Raw genomic sequence first — 21,234 nt, forward strand, 5'->3', positions numbered from 1 at the left:
CTACCAGCGCCGGTAGACCTCCTCGGCCCAGCCGTACAGGCCGTCGATCGTGACGCGCTCGCCGTCGTCGGCGACGACCGTGCCGCGGTAGTGGCCGAACGCCTGGGCCTCCTGGCTGCGCATGTAGAACGCGCGCCGCACGTCGGCCTCGCGCACGTGCTCGGGGACGAACTCCAGGTCCACGCGCTCGCCCTCGATGCGCCAGGGCGCCCGCCAGTCGGTGGTGTCGTACCGCCAGACCAGCTCCTCGCTGATCTTGTGCAGGCGGCCGTCGAGGATCAGGCCGTTCTCCACGCTGCCGGTGCCGTCGGTCCACTTGCCGCCGATCTGCAGGGCGACGTCGCGGCCGCCGGGACGTCCGGCGGCGGCGCCCCAGTTCCAGCGGATGTCGCCGGGCCAGCGCCCGCGTCCGAGGTCGAGCGTGGCCAGGGCGTCGGCGGGGTCGAACTCGTAGGTCAGGCCGCCCACGCGCACGGTGCCCTCGGCGGGCCGGCCGACGTCCTTGACCGTGTACTGGAAGCGGCGCGGGCCCCAGGGCACCACGACCGACAGGCTCTCGCGGCCCGGCACCCGGCGCACCAGCACGTCGGCGGCGATCTCGGCGGACTTCAGCCGCAGCCGGGTGCCGTCGGCGGTCTCGTCGACGCTGATGCGGACCGGGCCGGCGCCGATGCGCACGCTGCCCTCGCCGCCGCGCTCGGAGAAGGCCACGCCCCTGGCCGGGACGAGCAGGCCCCGGCTGGAGACCTGCTCGCCGGTGCGCCGGTCGAGGAAGAACGCCGACTCGCCGGCCAGGTAGTCGAGGCTGCTGGCGCTGAAGGCGAACACGTGGCCGGGGCTGGTGACGCACCAGTAGTCCCAGCGCATGGTGCGGCCCCAGCCGCGGATGTTGGCGCGGTGCAGCGGGGTGCGGCTCCAGCCGACCGCGGCCGGGTTGAGCCGGCCGTCGGGCAGGCACAGGTCGACCCGGCGGGTGATCTCGCGCTCGGCGACCGCGCGCGGGCTCGTCTTCATCGTGCTCTCCGTCATCGTCCCAGCCCCACGCTGAGGTACTTGTACTCCAGGTAGTCGGCCACCCCGTGGTGGCCGCCCTCGCGCCCGTAGCCGCTGCTCTTGATCCCGCCGAACGGCGCCTGCGGCGGCGCCAGCGGGCCGCCGTTCACGGTGACCATGCCGAACTGCAGCTCCTCGGCCACGCGCAGGGTCCTGGTCAGGTCGTTGGTCCACACGTAGGCGGTCAGCCCGTACGGGGTGGCGTTGGCGCGTTCGACGACCTTGTCGCAGTCGTCGAACTCCAGCACCGGCGCGACCGGCCCGAACGTCTCCGCACGGCAGACGAGCATGTCCTCGCTAACCCCGCCCAGCACGGTCGCCGGGTAGTACGTGCCCGCCCCCTCCGGACGCCGCCCGCCGGTCAGGACGGCCGCCCCCTTCGCGACGGCGTCCTCGACGTGCCTGCTCACCTTGGCCACGGCCGCCTCGTCGATGAGCGGGCCCAGCTCGGCCGCCCGCGCCTGGCGCACCAGCTCGTCGGTGAAGGCGGCGGCCAGCGAGGAGTGGACGAAGATCCGGTTGGGCGAGGTGCAGGCCTGCCCGGCGTTGAGGAACTTGCTGCGGGCCACCGCGCGGGCGGCGGCGACCGGGTCGGCGTCGGGGAAGACCAGCACGGGCGCGTGCCCGCCCAGCTCGACGCTGAGCCGCTTGACGTCGTGGGCGCTCTGCCTGATCAGCTCGCGGCCGACCTCGGTGGAGCCGGTGAAGGACACCTTGCGCACCCGCGGGTCGGTCATCACCGCCTGGCCGAACCCGGCCGGCCGGGACGTGGTGACCAGGTTGAACACGCCCGGCGGCAGCCCGGCCGCGACGAACGCCTCGGCCACCGCGATCGCCGACAGCGGGGTCTGCTCGGCCGGTTTGAGCACGACCGTGCAGCCCGCGGCCAGCGCCGGGCCGAGCTTGCGGGTGATCATCGAGACCGGGAAGTTCCACGGCGTGATGCCCGCGACCACGCCGACCGGCTCGGGCAGCAGCCAGATGCGGTTGCCCTCGTGCGCGCCGGGCACGGTCTCGCCGTACAGGCGGCGGGTCTCCTCGGCGGCCCACAGCAGGTGGTCGGCCCCCGAGAGCACCTCGCCGGTCGCCTCGGCGAGCGGCTTGCCCTGCTCGGCCGTCATGATCGCGGCGATCCGGTCGGCCCGCGCGGTCAGCTCGCCGGCGGCGGCCCGCATGAGGCCGGCGCGCTCGTGGGCGGGCATGGCCCGCCAGCCGGGCAGCGCCGCCGCGGCCGCGTCGACCGCCTGCGTGGCCAGCTCGGGGCCGCAGTCGGCGACCTGCGCCAGCGGCTCGCCGGTGGCGGGGGAGCGGACGGTGAAGGTCTGGTCGGCCTCCTGCCATGCGGCTCCGATGAGAGCCTTGCGGGTGTCAGCCATGTGTCTCCTGGATTCCTTCGATGAGGGCCTTCATGGCGGCCATCTCGTGCGCGTGCTGCAGCCTGCCCGCCAGCGGGATGTCGCCCTCGACCAGGGCGTTCCTGATGGCGATGTGCTCGGCGTGCGACTTGGGCAGCCGCCAGGGCACCAGGCGGAAGCCGCGCTGGGCGGTCTCCGTGCGGGCCCACAGGCTCTGCAGCATGCGGTGGGTGAGCTTGCTGTGCTCGGTGTCGCACAGCAGGGAGTGGAAGCGCCGGTTGAGGCGGGCGAAGGCGGCGACGTCCTCGCGGGCGACGGCGGTCTCGCACTCGGCGAGCACCGCGTCGACCTCGGCCAGCCGCGCGCCCTCCAGCGGCACGCCGCCCAGCTCCAGCGCCAGCGCGGTGAGCGCGGCCCGGACGCTGTAGAGCTCGCGCACGTTGGCCACCGTGAGCTCGGCGACCACGGCGCCGACGTGCGGGCGCTCGACCAGCCAGTCCTCGGAGCAGAGCTGTTTGATCGCCTCGCGCACGGGCGTCTCGCTGATGCCCACGGCCTCGGCCACCACCCTGGTGGTGATCTTGGTGCCGGGAGGCGCCGCGCCGCTCATGATCAGATGTTTGATGTGCTCCGCCGCAAGGTCCGCCTTGGTGCGGAAGGGGGAACGCGATTCGGCCATGGTTGAGGAGCCCTTCAGACCCGCTGGACGGTGAGCGGCTCGATCGCCGCGTGGTCCAGCTCTACACCGATTCCGGGCCCCGTCGGAACGGCGACGAGACCGCGGGAGTCGGGCAGCAGCGGTTCGGTCAGCATGGCGTGGAACACCTCCGGGACGATCACCGGCGGATCGTAGGGGTACTCCAGCCAGTCGCAGTTCGGCAGCGAGGCGCAAAGTTGCAGGTTGCCCGCCACGCCGAGCCCGGTGGCCCAGGCGTGCGGGATGACCTTGCGCTGCCGGGCGGCGGCCATGGCGCCGAAGTCGCGCAGCGCGCCGATCTCCTCGCTCTCGTTCGCGTCGGGCTGAAAGATGTCGAAGCAACCATCCTCCAGCATGCGCACGAGCTGGCCGATGCCCCGGTTGTGCTCGCAGCCCGCGATCGGGATCGGCGAGGCCGCGGTCAGCTCGCACAGGGCGCGGTAGTCGTGCCGGGGCAGCGGCTCCTCCAGCCACGCCACACCGAGCCCGGCCAGTTCCCTTGCGGTGCTGAGGGCGCGGTCGAAGTCCCAGATCAGGCGGGTGCCGTCGGGGGCGTAGCGCCAGCGGGCGGCCGCCTGGTTGGCGTCCACCATGATCGCCACGTCGGGGCCGACCGCCTCGCGGACGGCGGCGACCTGCCGCACGTCCTCGGCGATCGTGGCGGCGTGCACGCGCAGCTTGATCCCCTGGAAGCCCCGTTCGACGGCGGCCAGGGCGTCCTCGGCCCGCTGGGCCGGGTCGCGGAGCTCGCCGAAGCTCGCGTACGCGCGGACAGCTCCCGAGTGCCCGCCCCAGAGCTTGTACAGCGGCTGCCCGCAGGCCTTGCCGACGGCGTCCCACACGGCGACGCCGACGACCCACGGCCGGGGGAAGACGTACTCGGCCACGTACCGCAGCCGGTTGGCGACGTGCGTGGTGTCGAAGGCGTCCAGGCCGACCAGCTGCGGGCGGATCCAGCCGCGGATCGCCTCCAGCAGCATCGGCCCGGTGCCGTGGCCCATGTCGCCGCCGGACACCCCGACGATGCCCTCGTCGGTCTCGACCTCGACGATGACCGCCGACATCGCCCGGTGCGCGCCCTCCGGGGCCCACGACGGCACGAACGGCCGGGGATAGGGCAGCTCGATGACCCGCGCGCGGACGTCTGTGATCCTCATCGGCTCCTCACCCCTTGGTCGCGCCGTCCGCGAGACCCTTGATCAGGTACTTCTGCACCAGCAGCGCGAAGACCACCACGGGCAGCACGGTCAGCACGCCGACCGCGGCCAGCGGCCCCCACATCCCGCCCTTCTCGGTGTCGGCCGCGATCCCGGCGATGGCGACGGGGATGGTGACCGCCCGGTCGTTGGTGAGGATCAGCGCGAACAGCAGCTCCTCCCAGGCCAGGATGATGCAGAAGATCAACGTGGAGACCAGGCCGGTCAGGCTCGTCGGCACGATGATCCGGAAGAACGCCCCGAACCGCGAGCAGCCGTCGATCATCGCCGCCTCCTCCAGCTCCTTGGGCAGGCCGCGGAAGAAGGCCCGCATCAGCCACACCACGTACGGCACCAGGAAGGTCACGTACGCCAGGATCACGGTGATGTACTGGTCGGTCAGCCCGAGCTTCCTGGCCACCAGGAACAGCGGCACCACCAGCGCGATCGGCGGCACCGCGCGCGAGGCCAGGATCAGCCCGCCCACCACGCCCGCGCCGCGCATCCGCAGCCGCGACAGCGCGTACCCGGCCATCGAGCCGGCGACCATGGAGATGGCCGAGGCGCCGGCCGCCACGATGACCGTGTTGACCATGCGGGGCAGGATGCGCGCCTGCTGGAAGTAGCTGACGTAGTTGTCGAGGGTGAACTCGCTCAGCCATCGCGGCGGCACCGTGAAGATGTCCCTGGGCAGCTTGAACGAGATCGAGACCATGTAGAGCACGGGGAACAGGAAGGCCAGCGTCACCAGGACGGCCCCGGTGACGGCCGCGTACCGTCTCACCATCGGTTCTCCAGACGCCGGGTCACGCGGAACAGGACAAAGGTGATCAACATCGTCAGGACCAGGACGATCGTCGCCATCGAGGAGGCCGAGCCGAACTCCAGGCTCCGGAACCCCTTCTCGTAGATGTAGAGGTTGATGACGTTGGTCGAGTTGCCCGGCCCGCCCCTGGTGGCGGCCAGCGCGATGTCGAACATCTTGACCGCGCCCAGCCAGCGCACCACGAACGCGGCGGCCATCACCGGCACCAGCAGCGGCAACGTGATGCGCCGCAGGATCGCCCAGCGGCCGGCGCCGTCGGAGCGGGCGGCCTCGTACACGTCGCCGGGCAGCGCCATGATCCCGGCCGAGGCGATGAGCACCACGAACGGCGTCCAGCGCCAGGTGTCGATGACGATCAGGCTGACCATGGCCAGCGTCGGGTCGCCGATCCACTCGACGGGCCCGACGCCGACCAGGCCGAGGGCGTAGTTGACGACGCCCCACAGCGGGTCGAGCAACATCCGCCACACGCCGCCGGCGACCACGGGGGCCACCACCATCGGGATGAGGAACAGGGCGCGCAGCACGCCCCGGCCCCGCCAGGCGACGTTGAGCAGGAACGCGATGGCGAACCCGAGCACCATCTGCAACGGCAGCGCGATCACCAGGTAGACGCCGGTGACCCGGAGCGAGTCCAGGAAGCCCGGATCGCGCAGCACGGCCTCGTAGTGCCGCCAGCCGACCCATCCGGACGGCTGGAAGGAGGCCAGGTCGAAGTCGGACACGCTCACCCAGGCCGTGTAGAGGATCGGGTAGAGCAGCATGCCCGCCAGCAGCAGCAGGGCGGGGGCCAGGAAGAGCCAGGCCGTGCCTGGCTCTCCCAGTCGGGCACGCCTCACTGGTTGTAGCCCTTGGCCGTCAGCAGGTCGCCGATCTCCTTGGCGGCCTGGTCGATCGCCTGCTGCGCGGTGGCCTGCCCGGACATGGCCCGGCTGGTCTGCAGCGCCAGGATCTGCTGCACGGCGTCGGACTCGGGCAGCCTGGGCCGCCACATCTCACCCTTGGAGACGACCTCGTAGCCGTCCTTGAGCGCCTTGTAGACCGGGCCCGCCCACTCGGCCGGCGGCGTGCCGTCGAGGCTGGAGTTGCGGGCGGGGAAGGTGCCGAACGCCTTGCCGGTGAACTGCTCGCCCTCCTTGGAGGTCACCCACTGCAGCCAGGTCCAGGCGGCGGCCGGGTGCGTGGACTTCTTGGAGATGCCCGCCGTCCAGATGCCGCGGTGGGCGCCCGGCGAGGTCGATCCGGCGGGCAGGGTGGTGAGGCCCACCTGCTCGGGGGTCAGGGTGGTGGTCTCCTTGTCCACGGCGGTGCCCTTGTAGACGCTGCCCCACATGAACATGGTGGCCGTCTTGCCCTGCCGGAAGGCCTCCAGCGGCTCGTTGAACTGGTACGTGCTGGCCCCGGGCGGCGCGTACTTGAGCAGGTCGACCTGCGTCTGCAGGGCCTTGACGCCCGCCGGGCCGCCGAAGGCGACCTTCGTGCCGTCCAGGATCTTGCCGCCGTCGGAGTTGAGCACGGTCTGCCACACGGTGGGGGTCAACGGATCCTTGGTGAAGTACGTGCCCACGGCCCAGGAGTCGGTCCTGCCGTCGCCGTCGGTGTCCTGGACGAGCTTGGGGGCGTCCTTGAAGTACTGCTCCCAGGTCGTCTGGGCGGTCGGCTCGGCCACGCCGGCCTTCTTGTACAGCGACTTGTTGTAGAACATCAGCAGCAAATTGGAGCGCACGGGCACGGCGTACTGCTTGCCCTCCCACTCCCCGGCGGCCAGCGGCGAGGGGTTGAAGTCGGCCCAGTCGTAGCCGGGGTCGTTCCACTTGGCCAGCTCGGGGCCCTTGAGGTCGTACAGGGCACCGGTCTTGGCGAGCTGCGGCAGCCAGGGGTCGTCGGCGAGCACCACGTCGTAGGTGGCGGTGGTGCCGGTCAGCTCCAGCATCGTCTTGGGCAGCTGGTCGTTGTAGGGGATGCCGTCGACGGTGACCTTGATGTTCGGGTACTTCTTGGCGAACTCCGGCACGAGCTTGTCCTGCCACTGCTTGGCGAACGCGTCGTTGGCGATCACGCGGATCGACACCGGGGCCTGCGCCGTGCCGAGGCCGCCGCCGTCGGCCGCGACCTCCTGCGACGACGAGCCGCAGGCGGCGACGCTGAGCGCGAGCACGGCCGCGGCCGTGACGAGCCGGGTGTTGTTCAACACGGGTGTCCTCCCGGAGGGGAATGGGGGATTTCAGGCGGAGGGGTCGACGGCGAGCTTGACGACGTCCCGGCCGTCCAGGGGGTGGCCCGAGCCCAGGGCTTCGAGCGCCTCGCGGACCCGGCCGAGCGGCACGCGGTGGCTGACCACGCGCTCGAAGGGGCTGCCGCCGCGTTCCAGGATCGTCAGCGCCTGGTGGTAGCGGCGCTGCATGTCGGGGCCGGCGCCGTAGACGCCGGCGATCGTGAGGTCCCGCTTCAGCAGGTCGCTGTAGGGGTTGAAGGGGACGGCGCCGCGGTCGGTGAAGTTGCCCAGCTCGGCCAGCACGCCGCCGTCGGCGACCAGGCCGAGCGCCTCGGTGAACGCCTCGGGGGAGCCCGCGGTGCCGATGACGGCGTCGGCGCCGGCGCGTCCCAGCGCGTCGAACACCGCCCGGCGGCGCCCGGCGGGCCCCTCACCGAGATCGACGACGGTGTCCGCGCCGAGCAGCGCGGCCAGTTCCAGGCGGGCGCCCGGCGCGCCGACGGCGACCACCCTGGCCGCCCCGGCGGCGCGGGCGGCGACCACGGCCATCAGGCCGATCGCGCCGACCCCCTGGACCACGACGGTGGAGCCGATCCGGATCGCGGAACGTTCCACACCGTGCAGGGCCACCGACAGCGGCTCCTGCAGCACGGCGACCTCGGCGGGCAGCTCGGTCCGGTAGAACACCGTTCCCGCGTTCGAGGCGTACAGGTGGGTGGCGAAGCCGCCGGTCAGGTACGGCGGCCGGTCGGCGGGGGAGGCGAACCCGTAGGACGGCCGCCGGTCGGGGCAGCTGCCCGGCCTGCGGCGCACCTGGCATTCGAAGCACCGGCCGCAGCTCAGCGACGGGAAGACGCCCACCCGGTCGCCGACGGCCACCGGCCGTCCCGCGTGGTCGGTCGCGACGCCGTCGCCGAGCGCGGCCAGCCGGCCGACGATCTCGTGCCCGAGCAGCGCGGGGAAGCGCACGCTGGCCAGCCGGCCCCGGTAGATGTGGGCGTCCGTGCCGCACATGCCGCACAGCTCGACCTCCAGGACGAACTCTCCCGGACCGGGCTGCGGCAGGCCGTACTCGCGCACCTCCACCGCTCCCGCGACGTCGGTGACGATCGCCGCGCGTGCCGTCGCGTCCATGCACCGCCTCCTGCATTCTGCTTTCTATAGAATGTGGAAGACGGTAGTTCGTCCGGTTTTGAACGGTCAATCCTTGTTACCGGAATGTTTCTGAGGCCACGTCCACGAAGTAGGCCCGCAGCAGCCTGCGTCCTTGCTCGATCATGGCCGGATCGCCCTGCGGCGTCGCGGAGAACGTCAGGTGCAACACCGCCGCCGTGCACTGGATCGCCAGCCGCATCACCCGGTACGGATCCGGCAGCGCCGGCAGCCCCGCCTCCTCCAGCGCGAAGTGGTAGAGCCGCTCGGCCAGCACGTCCCCGCTCTCCCGCACCCGCCCGGCGGGCAGGAACGACGGGCCGCCCGGCCGGGTGTCGGCGAAGTCGACCACGGTGAAGCCCGGCACGCTCCTGCGCATCTCCACCGTCTCGGCCAGCACCAGCTCCGCCGCCCGCGGCCAGGTCAGCGGCGGCTCCTCGGCCACCCTGGCCCGCAGCCGGGCCAGCAGCACCTCCAGGTTGCGCAGCGCCAGCTCGCGCAGCATGCCCGGCTTGCCGTCGAAGAACTGGTAGATCGTGCCGGAGGGCACACCGGCGCTCCTGGCGACGTCGGAGATCGTCAGGGCGTCCAGGCCGACCTCGTCCAGCAGACGGGCGCAGGCGTCGAGGATGCGTTCGACCCTGTCGATGCTGCGCCGCTGGACCGGTCGGCGCCGGATGCCGGGGTTCTCCACGAACAAGTCTTAACATAACGACCTGTCATGTTCTAACGTGACATCCTCTCACGTTCCCCCCAGGGAGGACCTGCATGGCCGAACCGCGCCTCGCGCCTGACAGACGGGTGTCCGCGGGCTGGATGTCCCTGCTGGCGCTGGCCCAGATGGGGGTCATCATGGCGATGACCGTCGGAAACCAGATCCTGCTCCCCTCCCACGTGGCGCGCATCGATCCGCAGCACAAGGAGGCGTCGCTGGCGGTGGTCTTCGCCGTCGCCGCCGTCTGCACGATCGTGGCCAACCCGCTGTTCGGAGCCCTGTCCGACCGCACCCGCGCCCGGATGGGCCGGCGCCGCCCCTGGATCGCGGGCGGCGCGCTGGTCTGCGCCGCGTCCCTGGTCTTCCTGTCCCGTCAGGACTCCCTGGCCGGGCTGGTCGTCGGCTGGGCGGTCGCCCAGCTCGCCTTCACCGCCGCCCTCGCCACCGCCATCGCCACCGTGCCCGACCAGGTGCCGATCAGCCAGCGCGGCAAGGCCTCGGCGCTGGCGGGCGTGGGCCAGCTCGCCGGGCCGCTGCTGGGCGGCGTCGTGGTCACCGTCGTGGCGACCGGCTCGCAGGCCGGGTTCGTCGCGATGGCCGTCCTGGTGCTGCTGCTGGTGCTGCCGTTCAGCCTGTTCACCAAGGAGCCCGCGAGCGCGCCGGCCGACCTGCCGCCGTTCGGGCCGCGCTCGCTGCTGCGCAGCTTCAAGGTGAGCCCGCGCAGGCACCCCGACTTCGCCTGGGCCTGGCTGAGCCGCTTCCTGATCACCCTCACCCTCGCCATGGCCATCGGCTACCTGCAGTACTACCTGCGCGACGGCGTCGGCTACGAGGCGCTCTTCCCCGGCTCCACCGTCGAGCAGGGCGTCGTGGTGCTGGTCGCGGTCTTCACGCTGAGCAGCGTCGCGCCCACCCTGGTCGCGGGCTGGTTGTCGGACCGGTTCGGCAACCGCCGCACGGCCGTCTTCGTCGGCGGGCTCACGATGGCCGCCTCCGGGCTCGTGCTGACCTTCCTGACCAGCTGGCCCGCCGCGATCGCCGCCAGCGTCCTGCTCGGCGCGGGTTACGGCATGTTTGCCGCCGTGGACCAGGCCATGGTCACCCAGCTCCTGCCCGCCGACGCCGACCGCGGCAAGGACCTGGGGATCGTCAGCCTGGCCAACTCCGCCTCCGGCACGTTCGGGCCGGTCATCGCCGCGCCCCTGGTCACCTCCGCGGGCGGCTACCCGCTCATGTACGCCGTCGCGGCGGCCTTCGCCGCGCTCGGCGCCTGCCTCATCTGGAGAATCCGCAGTGTCCGATAAAGCGTCCGTCAACACAGTGTCCGACGGTCTGGCAGCCTTCGACGGCGACGCCTGGTGGCGCGAGGCCGTCGTCTACCAGATCTACCCCCGCAGCTTCGCCGACGCCGACGGCGACGGCCAGGGCGACCTGCCCGGCGCGCTGGCCCGCCTGGACCACCTGGCCGACCTGGGCGTGGACGCCGTCTGGCTTAGCCCGTTCTACCCCTCGCCGCTGGCCGACGGCGGCTACGACGTCGCCGACTACACCGACGTGGACCCCCGCTACGGCACGCTGGCCGACTTCGACGCCTACGTGGCCGCGGCCACCGCCCGGGACATCAAGGTCATCGTCGACATCGTGCCCAACCACTGCTCCGCCGCCCACCCGCGCTTCCAGCAGGCCCTGGCGGCCGGCCCCGGCAGCCCCGAGCGCGACTGGTTCGTCTTCCGCGACGAGCCCAACAACTGGCAGTCCATGTTCGGCGGCCCCGCCTGGACCCAGGCCCCCGACGGCCAGTGGTACCTGCACCTGTTCGACTCCGCCCAGCCCGACTGGAACTGGCGGCACCCCGGCGTCACCGCCATGTTCGAGGACGTGCTGCGGTTCTGGCTGGACCGCGGCGTGTCCGGGTTCCGCATCGACGTCGCCGCCATGCTGTTCAAGGAGGACGGCCTGCCCGACGTCGTCCCCGGCAGCCAGGGCGCGCCGCTGGCGCCCGGACGGTCCGCGGTGCCGTACGAGCACCAGCCCGAGCTGCTGGAGCTGTACCGGTCCTGGCGCAAGATCCTGGCCGCCTATCCCGGGCCGCGCGGCACGGTGGCCGAGATCTGGTTCGCCGACCCCGCCCAGGCCCGGCCCTACCTCACCGGCGACGGCCTGGCCCAGCTGTTCAACTTCCGCCTGATGCCCCTGCCGTGGTCGGCCGGGGAGTTCCGCGCGGTGATCGAGGAGTCCCACCGGCTGGCCCGCGAGACGGGCGGCTCGATCCCCTGGGTGCTGGGCAACCACGACGTGCCGCGGATGGCGACCAGGTTCGGCATCGACCAGGACCTCGTCCGCGCCCCCACCGCCGACGTGCTGCTCGGCAAGGTCGCCGTGGACCGCGAGCTCGGCCTCAGGCGCGCCCGCGCCGCCACGCTGCTGCTGCTCGCCCTGCCCGGCGCCGCCTACCTCTACCAGGGCGACGAGCTGGGCCTGCCCGAATACCTCGACATGCCGGCGCAGGCGCGGCAGGACCCCATGTTCGAGCGCACCGGCCGCGCCTTCATCGGCAGGGACGGCTGCCGCGTGCCGCTGCCCTGGTCGGGCACGTCCGCGCCGTACGGGTTCGGGCCGGGCGGCACCTGGCTGCCCCAGCCGGCCGACTGGGCGCACCTCACCGTCGCCGCCCAGCGCGACGACCCCGGCTCCACCCTCAACCTCCACCGCGCCGCCATCGCCCTGCGCCGCGAGCATCCCGCGCTCGGCGACGGCGACCTGACCTGGCTCGACGCGCCGCCCGGCGTGCTGGCCCTCAGCCGCGAGCCCGGCTTCACCCTCATGGTCAACTTCGGCCCGGACACGGTGCCGCTGCCCCCGCACCACGACGTCCTGCTGGCCAGCGGCCCCCTGGACGGCGCCACCCTGCCCGCCGACACGGCGGTGTGGCTCTCGTGACCGGCGACCCGACCCCGCTGCCGGAGTACCCCCGGCCCCAGCTCGTCCGCGACAGCTACGTCAACCTCAACGGCCGCTGGCGGTACGCGATCAACGACGGCTCGCGGCCCGCGTCGTACGACGGCGACATCCTCGTGCCGTACTCGCCGGAGGCGCCGCTGTCCGGCGTCGGCCGGCAGCTGCTGCCGGGGGAGACCCTGTGGTACCGCCGCACGTTCGACCCGCCCGCCGGGCCTGGGGGCGGGCGGGTGCTCCTGCACTTCGGCGCCGTCGACCAGACCTGCCGGGTGTGGGTCAACGACGTCGAGGTGGGCGGCCACAGCGGCGGCTACCTGCCGTTCTCCTTCGACGTCACCGACGCGCTGACCGAGGGCGTCAACACCCTCGACGTGGCCGTCCAGGACGACAGCGACACCGGCCGGCAGTCGCGCGGCAAGCAGCGGCTGCGCCGCGGCGGCATCTGGTACACCGCCCAGTCGGGCATCTGGCAGACCGTCTGGGCCGAGCGCGTGCCGGATCGGCACGTGGAACGGCTCACGCTGACGCCGGTGCTCGCCGAGGAGTGCGTCGAGGTGACCGTGCACGCCGCGGGCGGCGAGGCCGAGGTCGAGATCCTGGCCGGCGGCCGGGTGGCGGCCCGCGCCACCGTCCCCGCCGGGCGGCCGGTGCGCGTCCCGCTGCCCGGCGCGCGCCCGTGGAGCCCCGAGGACCCCTTCCTGTACGACGTGCGCGTCTCGCTCGGCGAGGACCGTGTCCGCGGCTACGTCGGCATGCGTTCCTTCTCCGTCGGCCCCGACGCCGACGGCGTGCCCCGGCTGCTGCTGAACGGTCGGCCGTACTTCCACGCCGGCATCCTCGACCAGGGTTACTGGCCCGACGGCCTCTACACGCCGCCCTCGGACGAGGCCATGGTCGACGACATCGTCATGATGAAACAGCTCGGCTTCACCATGCTGCGCAAGCACATCAAGATTGAGCCGCTGCGCTGGTACCACCACTGCGACCGGCTCGGCATGCTCGTCTGGCAGGACCTGGTCAACGGCGGCGAGACCTACCGGCCGCTGGTCGTCACCACCCCCGCGCTGCTGCCGCTGCGCCTGGACGACCGCCGCCACCACCGCTTCGGACGGGCCGACGCCGCCGGGCGGGCCGCGTTCGAGGCCGAGCTGCGCGAGACCGTCGAGCACCTGCGCAACGTGGTCGGCCTGGCGGTCTGGGTGCCGTTCAACGAGGGCTGGGGCCAGTTCGACGCCGCGCGGATCGCCGGGGAGCTGGCCCGCCTGGACCCCACCCGCACGATCGACCACGCCAGCGGCTGGCACGACCAGGGCGCGGGCGACCTGCTCAGCCTGCACGTCTACTTCCGCCGCTTCCGCCCGCCCCGCCCGGACGGCCGCGTCCTGGCCCTGACCGAGTACGGTGGCTACAGCCTGGCCGTCGAGGGCCACACCTGGGGCGAGAAGGAGTTCGGCTACCGGCGTTACCGCACCGCCGACGAGCTGGGCGCGGCGTTCGTCCGACTGCACGAGGAGCAGATCGTCCCGGCCATCCGCCAGGGCCTGAGCGCCACCGTCTACACCCAGCTCTCCGACGTCGAGGACGAGCTGAACGGCCTGCTCACCTACGACCGGGCCGAGCTGAAGCTGCCCGCCGACCTCATCCGCTCCGTCACGAGGAGGCTCGCCTTCCATGACCACCCATGAACGGGAGCTCACCGCCCCCGCCGACCTGTGCCTGCCCGGCGGGCGGCTGAACCCGGCCGCCGTCGGCTGGACCCGCAGGCCGCTGCACCGGGCCGACCTGCGCGGCTGGGGACGGCGCAAGCGCTGGGAGTACTGGGGCGTCGTCACCCCCTCCCACATCATCGGCCTGGTGGCCTCCTCGCTCGACTACGCCGGGGTGCACGGCGTCTACGTGCTCGACCGGGCCACCGGCGCGGAGTTCGCCAAGGACGTCGTCGTGCCGCTGGCCCGCGGCGCCTCCTTCCCCGACCGCAGCGGCGCCGGGACGGTGTCCGTGCGCGGCGGCGGGCTGGCGATCGACATCCGGCAGGACCCGGCCGCCACCGTCATCCGCGCCACCGCCCCCGGCGTGCGGATCGACCTGGAGGTGCCGCTGCCGGAGGGCCACGAGTCGCTCGGCGTCGTGGTCCCCTGGGGCCCGAACCGGTTCCAGTACACGGTCAAGGACGTCGGCCGCCCGGCACGCGGACGCCTGCGCCTCGGCCCGGACGAGTTCGCGATCGACCCCGCCGACTCCTTCGCGGTGCTCGACCACGGCCGGGGGAAGTGGCCGTACGCGGTCACCTGGAACTGGGCGGCGGGCAGCGGGCCCGGCCGGTCCGTCCAGCTCGGCGGCAAGTGGACCGACGGCACCGGCGTCACCGAGAACGCCCTGTTCACCGGCGGCCGGCTGCACAAGATCGGCGACGAGCTGGAGTGGACCTACGACCGCGGCGACTGGCTGCGCCCCTGGCGGATCACCGGCCCGCGGGTCGAGGTGGAGTTCCGGCCGTTCCACGAGAAGGTGGCCCGCACCCAGCTGGGCGTGGTGGCCAGCGAGACCCACCAGTGCTTCGGCCACTTCTCCGGCCGCGTCCAGGACGACGACGGCGCGTGGGTGGACCTCGACGGCCTCACCGGCTGGGCCGAGGAGGCGCGTCAGCGCTGGTAGCGCGGGCGGGCACAGCAAAACCCCCGGGCGTCGCCCGGGGGTTTTCACCGTGAGAAGTGGTCAGGCGCTCTTGCGGCGCTGGGCGCGCAAGACCGCGAGCCTCTCGTTGAGCACCTCTTCCAAATCCTCGATGGACCGCCGCTCCAGCAGCATGTCCCAATGAGTCCGTGGGGGCTTGGTCTTCTTCGACTCCGGCTGCTCACCGTCGACCCGCACCGCGGTCGCGCCGCACATGCGGCACTCCCAGGTCGCGGGGATCTCGGCCTCGGCGGCAAGCGGAACCTCGAAGCGATGGCCCTTAGGACAGGTGTAGGACACCTCCTGGCGTGGGGCCAGATCCGTGTTACGGTCGTTCTCGTAGCTGGTTGCCCCGAGCCGGGTGCCACGAAGCGCGCGCTCGCCCATGTCTAAATGCCTCCTACAGGGCCCCCATACGTGGGGGGTCTGTCTCCCACGGTGTCTAACGCTTGGTACCGTGATGGGATTCCCACCCGCGGGGTGATCCAATCGCGCTTGGGGCCTCGGGTATTCGAGCCCGCTCCCAGCGGTCCCTTGTCCTCAGGCCGCGGCGGTCGTCCGCGGGGCTCTGAGCAGGCTCGCCGCCAGCCACAACCCGCCGATCATGATGAGCGCCCCGTGCGCGATCCGCACCGGGTACGGGCCGAAGAACTGCGGGATGAACAGCGCCAGACCCAGCGCGAGCGCCGTCCCGGCCCCCTTGGGCAGGATCCCCGAACGCCACACGGCCACGGCCGCCATCACCGTTCCGGCGCCCAGCAGTGCCAGCCCGGCGGCGAACAGGGTGACCGCGAGCGGGTCGAAGCGGAACAGCTCGGCCAGCTCCATCAGCGCGGGCGCGCCGTCGCGCAGGGAACGTTGCGCGATCACGTGCAGGCCGAAGTCCTCGGCCCCGTAGTAGGGGAGTGTCAGGCCGGCTCCGGCCCAGGTCACCGCGGCCGCGCGCAGCGACAGGCGGTCGCCGAGCACCTGGTGCAGCCCGAGCGTGCCCAGCCCGAGCAGCACGAAGCCGAGCATCGCGGCCAGATGGCCGGTGACCCACGCGGTCGAGGCCATGGCGACGGCGTCGTCGCCGGACGGCCGCACCACCGGGTAGACGAACAGCAGCACGCCGCCGAGGGCGAAGGCGGCGGAGGTGAGGCGGGGGGAGGTCATGGATAACTCCTGGCTGAGGGCGTTGCTCTGTTGTGAGAGCAATGCTCTCGTGACAGGTGTTCCCGTGTCAAGAGCACTGCTCTCTGTTCAGAGCGATGGCCGCAGCGCGGAGGTCAGGCCAGCAGCGGCACCAGGGTCCGGTCGCCGAACCTCGTCATCGCGGCCAGCGGCGCGGAGGCCGCCCCCACCAGCAGCGGAAGGCCCGGTTTGCCCTTGTCCCTGGCGATGCGCGGGCCCAGGGCGGCCATCAGCGCGGTCAGTCCCGGCAGTGGCCTGATCCACATGGTGATCTCCCGGACCAGGCCGTCGTCGTCCATTTCGAGCTGGGCCACCTCGTTCAGCGGCTGGCGGCCCACCCGGGCGGTCGCCGTGAGCATGCGGATGCGGCCGTCGCCGATGTCGCTCTGGTAGCGCAGGTCCGACAGCACGTCGAAGACCGCTTCGAACAGCGCTCCCACCTGTGTCAGGCCCTCGAACCTGGCCCGGTAGCTCAGCGGGGAGTGGAACACCACGCCGTCGGCGAGGGTGGCCTTGAGCGCCTGGGCGTCGTGCGCCTCGCCGGCCCGCCGGTATGCGCCGGCGGGTGAGTCCTGAATGTGAACTGTCATGGGTTCACATTATCAACCCACTATCATGGGTGCATGAACAGGTTCGGTGAGATGCACTGCTCCATCGCCCAGGCCGTCGGCGTCATCGGCGAGCCGTGGACTCCCCTGATCCTGCGCGACCTGTTCCTCGGCCTGCGCAGGTTCGACGACCTCGCCGAGGACCTGGGCATCTCGCGCAACCTGCTGGCCCGCCGGCTCGACCATCTCGTCGCCACCGGGGTCGTGGAGAAACGGCCCTACCAGGAGCGTCCGGTGCGCCACGAGTACCTGCTGACCGAGGCCGGGCGTGACGTCGTGCCCGCCCTGCTGACGCTCATGGCCTGGGGCGACCGGTGGTCCACCCCGCCCGGCGGGCCGCCCGCGCTGCTCGTCCACTCCTGCGGGCGGGAGTTCACGCCCGTCGTCACCTGCCCCCACTGCGGCGGCGAGGCCACGGCCGAGACCGTGCTGCCGATGCCCGGTCCCGGAGCCGCCCGGGGACCGGGCACCATGGTCCTGGCCGCCGATCTGTGACCTTCCGTGTTTGACGCGCGACCCTTCGTGAGAGGACTCTCATGGCCCGCTCACGGCCGCCCCACGGCGGCCCCGCAGGCTGAGGGGACCGCGACGTCGATCAGGAGGCGTAGATGGATCTCATGCCACGCTGGCCCGCGGCGGCCGCCGCGCTCGCGCTCGTCCTCGCCGGGGGAGGGATGCTGCTTCCGGCCCAGGCGGCGGCCGGGCCACCCCCGGCGCTCGTCCAGGCCGTCCATGACGACGACAGCGGTGACGACGGTGACGGCGGTGACGACGACCGCGCCGCCCCCCGGTCCGGGCGGCGCGAACCGGCCAGGAAACAGGCCCACGCCCCGCGCCGGGACGACGACGTCGAGGCCATCCCCGGCCTGGAGGCCCGCGACTCCCGGCCCCCCGAGCCCGTCACCCGCCCGGCCGAGGCCCCCGGGCGGGCCGAGATCCGGCTGGAGAGCGGCACCATGACCGGCGGCGGGCACGTCGGCCCGCTGGTGCTGCTGGCCATCCTGGGCACCGGCGCCCTGGTGGGCGCCTCGTACTGGCTCTCGCGCAGGTACGGCCCCTGACGGTCAGATCCGCGACGGGACCTCGTTGCCGGCCGCCCTGATGGCCTTGGGCAGGTTCGTCAGGGCGAGCAGCACGAAGCCCACCACGAAGAATATGATCATGGACACGATGGCGATCCGGTAGCTGTTGGTGACCTGCAGCGCGATCGTCACGGTCAGCGACCCGATGAACGCCGACCCCTTGTCGCTGATCTGCAGCAGGCTGAAGTACTCCGCCTCCCGCCCCTTCGGGATCACCTGCGAGAACAACGACCGCGACAACGCCTGCGTGCCGCCCAGCACGATCGCGATGGCGAAGGCCATCAGGTAGAACTGCAGCGCCTGCCCCTCGCCGACGAACATCGCCACCACCACGATCCCGGTCCACAACACCAGGCTGGCCAGCACCGTGCGCTTGGTGCCGAAGCCGCGCGCCAGCCACCCCAGCAGCAGCGCCCCGAAGAACGCCACGAACTGCACCATCAGGATCGCCGTGATCTGGACGGTCTTGTCCAGCTTGAGCGCCTCGGAGGCGAAGGCCGCGCTGTTGCCGATGACCGTCTGCACGCCGTCGTTGTAGACCAGGTAGGCCACCAGGAACAGCAGCGTCAGCGGGTACCGCCGCAGCTCGGCCAGCGTACGGCCGAGCTGGCGGAAGCTCCCGCGCACCGAGCGCAGCGCCGTGGTCTCGTGCGCCGCCACGGGACGGTTGCGCAGCCGCAGCAGCGGGATGACCGTGAACGTCGCCCACCACAGGCCGGCCGACATCATGCTGATGCGCACCGCCATGCCCTCGCTCAGCCCCAGGCTGTCGTGCTGCAGGAACAGCGCCAGGTTGAGCAGGAGCAGCAGCCCGCCGCCGAGGTAGCCGATCGCCCAGCCGCGCGAGGAGACCCCGTCGCGCTCCTCGGGGGTGGAGATCTGCGGCAGGAAGGAGTCGTAGACCACCACGGAGGAACCGTAGGCCAGGTTGGCCAGCACGAACAGCACGCCGCCCAGCAGGTAGCGGTCGCCCTCGACGAAGTACAGGCCCATGGTGGCCAGCGCGCCGACGTAGGCGAACCCGCCGAGCAGCTCCCGCTTGCGGCCGGTGTGGTCGGCCAGCGCGCCCACGATGGGCAGGAACACGATCTGCAGGAACACCGCCACCGTCAGCGTCAGCCCGAAGAAGGCCGCGGGCCTGATGTCGGCGCCGAGCACGTCGACGTACCCCAGGCCGGGGTGGCGCAGGACCAGCGCGTCGAACTGGGACGCGCACGTCTCGGGCGCGAGGCCGGGGAAGTCCTTGGCACAGGCCGCGGTCCTGGCGACCGGGATCAGGTACGGGCCCAGGAAGACCGAGATGATCGTGGTGTAGAACGCCGAGTTGGCCCAGTCGTAGAAGTACCAGCCGCGTTGCTCGCGGCGGCGCGCCGCGGGGGAGTCGTCGAGGGCCGCGGGGGGTGCGGTGGAGGCCATGGTGTCGTGTCGCTCCTCTGCGGCCACGGGGTGGGGTCATGCCTGACGAAGTGCCCATCTTCGCAGGTCGTGGGTCACGTCCACGTGTCGTGCCCATGACCTTACAGTGATCACCTCAGGAGAGGAAGGTGGCCGCCGCCGGGCGGGTCAGGCCGCCATGCCGCGCGGGTGCCACAGGCCTCGCCGTTCGAGGACGTCGCGCAGGCCGGTGACGTTGTCGGTCATGATGCCGTCCACGCCGAGGTCGAGCAGGTGCTCCATGCGGACGGTGTCGTTGATCGTCCACACATGCACCTGCATGCCGATGGCGTGGGCCGTGCGGACCAGGCGGCGGGTGGTGACGCGCAGGCCGCGGAAGCCGACCGGCACCTGCGCGCACGGAATCCCGGCCCGCGACAGGCGGGCCAGCAGCCGGCCGTAGCCGGAGGTGGTGGCGGCGGCCCGCAGCGCGGCCACACCGCGTGGGCCGAGCGCCGAGCACACCTCGCGGCCCATGGCGGCCCTGGCCATGACCAGGCGCTCGTCGGAGAAGGACGTCAGGCAGACGCGGTCGTAGGCGTTGGTGCGGCGGACCACCTCGGCCAGCGGCGCGATGGCCGCCGCCTCCTTGACGTCGATGTTGAAGCGCACCTGCGGCCACGTGCCGAGCAGGTCCTCCAGCAGCGGGATCTCGTGCACGCCGGCGATGCGGGCCTGCCGGACCTCCCGGTAGGGCAGCTCGGAGATGCGGCCCCGCCGGTCGGTCACCCGGTCGAGGGTGTGGTCGTGGAAGGCCAGCAGCACGCCGTCGGCGGTGGCGTGCGCGTCGGTCTCCAGGTAGTCGTAGCCGAGCGCGACCGCGCGTTCGAAGGCCGCCAGGGAGTTCTCGGCGCCCTCCAGCGCGCCGCCGCGGTGGGCGAAGGCCAGCGGCCCCGGATGGTCGAGAAAGGCGAAACGACGGCTGAGCACGACCCGGTGTCCCTTCCGATGGTGGACGGTTCGGTCACGTTTCGGGAAGATTCTCCCACTCCTGGCGGCGCGCCTCGGCCAGCGCGATGGCCGCGGCCACCGACACGTTGAACGAGCCGACCCGCCCGACCTGCGGGATGTAGCAGACGCCGTCGACGGCCTCCAGCAGGGCGGGGGAGCAGCCGTGGTCCTCGCTGCCGACCACCAGGCACACGTCGCGGGCGAGGTCGGCGCGGTGCAGCGGCACGGCCTCGCCGGTCAGCTCGATGGCCAGCACGGCGTAGCCGTCGTCCTTGGCGGCCTTGACCGCCTCGGTGGCCGGGACCGGCTCGTGCCAGGTGACCAGGCGCTCGGTGCCGAGCGCCGTCTTGCCCGCCTTGGGGTTGGTGGGCGGCGTGGCGTTGCCCGCCAGCCAGATCTGGTCGACGCCGAACGCCGCGGCGCTGCGGAAGATCGAGCCGACGTTGAACGGGCCCGTCACCGACTCCAGGATCAGCGCGAGCCGGTTGTCGGTGTTCCTGCGCCAGGTGCGGTTGAGCCGCTTGACGTCGGTGGGGCGCAGCTGCCTTCTCATCGGGCCACCTTCAATATGCGGTAGGCGGCTCGGGAGGCCTCGCGGGAGGCCTGCCAGCCCTGCTCGCCGAGCCAGCGCTGCAGGGAGTCCGAGCCGAGGTGTTTCTGGACGACCAGGTAGGCGACGCCGTCGGGCGTCAGCCGGGTGAGCCACCTGGTGAGCATCTCGTGCAGAGCCGGCTTGCCAATCCGGATGGCGGGATTGGACCAGATGGCCCGAAATTTCACGTCATCCGGCACTTCATCAACATGAACGGGTCTTACTTTGTAAAGGCCGGCGGCCTGGGCGTTCCGTCCGGTCAGCTCCAGGCTGCGCCGGTTCACGTCGACGGCCCACACCGTCGCCCCGGGCGCCCGCGAGGCCATCGTCAGCGCGATGGGCCCGTAGCCGCAGCCCAGGTCGAGCAGGTCGCCCTCCTGCGGCGGCGGCGGGACCGACTCCAGCAGCGCGCGCGTGCCGACGTCGACCCGGTCGGGTGAGAACACGCCCCGGTCGGTCTCCAGCCGCAGGTGCAGGTCGGGCAGGACCAGATCGACCGAGCCCGGCCTGCTCGCGGTCTCGGGACGTTCGGAGAAGTAGTGGGCCACGTGGGA

At 72.3% G+C, this 21,234-nt stretch carries 22 protein-coding genes; 6 read left to right on the plus strand and 16 right to left on the minus strand.

All coding sequences use genetic code 11. The annotated features are described in order from the left end of the window. From ACWEJ6_RS04940 to ACWEJ6_RS04980, 9 genes are all read right to left on the minus strand, one after another. Positions 1 to 1,014 carry a DUF2804 domain-containing protein gene (locus ACWEJ6_RS04940; protein WP_387675411.1) on the minus strand — a complete coding sequence of 338 codons (1,014 nt, stop codon included), beginning with the start codon at positions 1,012 to 1,014 and terminating at the stop codon, positions 1 to 3. Between the two features lie 11 nt (positions 1,015 to 1,025). Next, positions 1,026 to 2,429 (minus strand): NAD-dependent succinate-semialdehyde dehydrogenase, encoded by a 1,404-nt coding sequence (locus ACWEJ6_RS04945; RefSeq protein WP_452421329.1) that lies wholly within the window; start codon positions 2,427 to 2,429, stop codon positions 1,026 to 1,028. Then, positions 2,422 to 3,087, minus strand: coding sequence for a GntR family transcriptional regulator (locus ACWEJ6_RS04950; protein WP_352350783.1), 666 nt, complete (start codon positions 3,085 to 3,087; stop codon positions 2,422 to 2,424). The genes ACWEJ6_RS04945 and ACWEJ6_RS04950 overlap by 8 nt, the downstream gene beginning before the upstream one ends. Positions 3,088 to 3,101: 14 nt before the next feature. Then, the gene (locus ACWEJ6_RS04955; RefSeq protein ID WP_387675406.1) at positions 3,102 to 4,262 is read right to left on the minus strand and encodes a mandelate racemase/muconate lactonizing enzyme family protein; all 1,161 of its coding nucleotides are present in this window, start codon (positions 4,260 to 4,262) and stop codon (positions 3,102 to 3,104) included. 7 nt (positions 4,263 to 4,269) lie between these two features. After that, positions 4,270 to 5,088, minus strand: coding sequence for a carbohydrate ABC transporter permease (locus ACWEJ6_RS04960; protein WP_352324937.1), 819 nt, complete (start codon positions 5,086 to 5,088; stop codon positions 4,270 to 4,272). Beyond that, a complete protein-coding gene (locus ACWEJ6_RS04965) occupies positions 5,082 to 5,966 on the minus strand; it encodes a carbohydrate ABC transporter permease (RefSeq protein WP_452421332.1) in 885 nt (294 codons plus the stop codon). Before ACWEJ6_RS04965 ends, ACWEJ6_RS04960 begins: the two co-directional genes overlap by 7 nt. Further along, a complete protein-coding gene (locus tag ACWEJ6_RS04970; protein WP_387675400.1) occupies positions 5,963 to 7,321 on the minus strand; it encodes an ABC transporter substrate-binding protein in 1,359 nt (452 codons plus the stop codon). Before ACWEJ6_RS04970 ends, ACWEJ6_RS04965 begins: the two co-directional genes overlap by 4 nt. A gap of 30 nt (positions 7,322 to 7,351) precedes the next feature. Then, positions 7,352 to 8,476 carry a zinc-binding dehydrogenase gene (locus ACWEJ6_RS04975; RefSeq protein ID WP_387675397.1) on the minus strand — a complete coding sequence of 375 codons (1,125 nt, stop codon included), beginning with the start codon at positions 8,474 to 8,476 and terminating at the stop codon, positions 7,352 to 7,354. Positions 8,477 to 8,552: 76 nt separating this feature from the next. Beyond that, positions 8,553 to 9,188: a TetR/AcrR family transcriptional regulator gene (locus tag ACWEJ6_RS04980; RefSeq protein WP_387675587.1), complete on the minus strand. Its 636-nt coding sequence runs from the start codon at positions 9,186 to 9,188 to the stop codon at positions 8,553 to 8,555. 74 nt (positions 9,189 to 9,262) lie between these two features. Here ACWEJ6_RS04980 and ACWEJ6_RS04985 point away from each other — a divergent pair, with 74 nt between their 5' ends. From ACWEJ6_RS04985 to ACWEJ6_RS05000, 4 genes are read left to right on the plus strand one after another with little or no spacing between them, the layout of a single operon-like run. Next, a complete protein-coding gene (locus tag ACWEJ6_RS04985; RefSeq protein ID WP_387675395.1) occupies positions 9,263 to 10,513 on the plus strand; it encodes an MFS transporter in 1,251 nt (416 codons plus the stop codon). A gap of 16 nt (positions 10,514 to 10,529) precedes the next feature. Beyond that, the gene (locus ACWEJ6_RS04990) at positions 10,530 to 12,149 is read left to right on the plus strand and encodes an alpha-amylase family glycosyl hydrolase (RefSeq protein WP_452421336.1); all 1,620 of its coding nucleotides are present in this window, start codon (positions 10,530 to 10,532) and stop codon (positions 12,147 to 12,149) included. Then, complete coding sequence (locus tag ACWEJ6_RS04995) at positions 12,146 to 13,852, plus strand: glycoside hydrolase family 2 protein (protein WP_452421338.1); 1,707 nt, start codon at positions 12,146 to 12,148, stop codon at positions 13,850 to 13,852. The genes ACWEJ6_RS04990 and ACWEJ6_RS04995 overlap by 4 nt, the downstream gene beginning before the upstream one ends. Beyond that, entirely contained in the window at positions 13,839 to 14,822 is a 984-nt protein-coding gene (locus ACWEJ6_RS05000) for a DUF2804 domain-containing protein (RefSeq protein ID WP_387675386.1), read from the plus strand. Before ACWEJ6_RS04995 ends, ACWEJ6_RS05000 begins: the two co-directional genes overlap by 14 nt. Positions 14,823 to 14,882: 60 nt before the next feature. On the opposite strand, the gene ACWEJ6_RS05005 is transcribed toward ACWEJ6_RS05000, so the two are convergent. From ACWEJ6_RS05005 to ACWEJ6_RS05015, 3 genes are all read right to left on the minus strand, one after another. Then, positions 14,883 to 15,227 (minus strand): RNA polymerase-binding protein RbpA, encoded by a 345-nt coding sequence (locus ACWEJ6_RS05005; RefSeq protein WP_043625492.1) that lies wholly within the window; start codon positions 15,225 to 15,227, stop codon positions 14,883 to 14,885. Positions 15,228 to 15,380: 153 nt separating this feature from the next. Next, positions 15,381 to 15,995 (minus strand): hypothetical protein, encoded by a 615-nt coding sequence (locus ACWEJ6_RS05010; protein ID WP_452421341.1) that lies wholly within the window; start codon positions 15,993 to 15,995, stop codon positions 15,381 to 15,383. Positions 15,996 to 16,108: 113 nt separating this feature from the next. Further along, positions 16,109 to 16,603 (minus strand): hypothetical protein, encoded by a 495-nt coding sequence (locus tag ACWEJ6_RS05015; RefSeq protein ID WP_452421343.1) that lies wholly within the window; start codon positions 16,601 to 16,603, stop codon positions 16,109 to 16,111. Between the two features lie 33 nt (positions 16,604 to 16,636). Between ACWEJ6_RS05015 and ACWEJ6_RS05020 the strand changes: the two genes are divergently transcribed. Beyond that, complete coding sequence (locus ACWEJ6_RS05020) at positions 16,637 to 17,116, plus strand: winged helix-turn-helix transcriptional regulator (RefSeq protein ID WP_352350760.1); 480 nt, start codon at positions 16,637 to 16,639, stop codon at positions 17,114 to 17,116. Positions 17,117 to 17,229: 113 nt separating this feature from the next. Then, complete coding sequence (locus tag ACWEJ6_RS05025; RefSeq protein WP_452421345.1) at positions 17,230 to 17,682, plus strand: hypothetical protein; 453 nt, start codon at positions 17,230 to 17,232, stop codon at positions 17,680 to 17,682. 3 nt (positions 17,683 to 17,685) lie between these two features. Here the strand turns inward: ACWEJ6_RS05025 and ACWEJ6_RS05030 are convergent, their stop codons facing one another. The 4 genes from ACWEJ6_RS05030 to ACWEJ6_RS05045 all read right to left on the minus strand — a co-directional run bounded on the left by ACWEJ6_RS05030 (position 17,686) and on the right by ACWEJ6_RS05045 (position 21,228). Continuing rightward, positions 17,686 to 19,119 carry an MFS transporter gene (locus ACWEJ6_RS05030; protein WP_452421347.1) on the minus strand — a complete coding sequence of 478 codons (1,434 nt, stop codon included), beginning with the start codon at positions 19,117 to 19,119 and terminating at the stop codon, positions 17,686 to 17,688. A 147-nt stretch (positions 19,120 to 19,266) separates the two neighbouring features. Continuing rightward, the gene (locus ACWEJ6_RS05035; protein ID WP_364337262.1) at positions 19,267 to 20,067 is read right to left on the minus strand and encodes a glycerophosphodiester phosphodiesterase; all 801 of its coding nucleotides are present in this window, start codon (positions 20,065 to 20,067) and stop codon (positions 19,267 to 19,269) included. A 34-nt stretch (positions 20,068 to 20,101) separates the two neighbouring features. Next, positions 20,102 to 20,641, minus strand: a complete 540-nt coding sequence (locus tag ACWEJ6_RS05040) for a TrmH family RNA methyltransferase (RefSeq protein WP_452421349.1) — start codon at positions 20,639 to 20,641, stop codon at positions 20,102 to 20,104. Further along, positions 20,638 to 21,228: a class I SAM-dependent methyltransferase gene (locus tag ACWEJ6_RS05045; protein WP_352350751.1), complete on the minus strand. Its 591-nt coding sequence runs from the start codon at positions 21,226 to 21,228 to the stop codon at positions 20,638 to 20,640. Before ACWEJ6_RS05045 ends, ACWEJ6_RS05040 begins: the two co-directional genes overlap by 4 nt. Between the last annotated feature and the right edge of the window lie 6 nt (positions 21,229 to 21,234).

The sequence above is a fragment of the Nonomuraea sp. NPDC004702 genome (assembly GCF_053601695.1).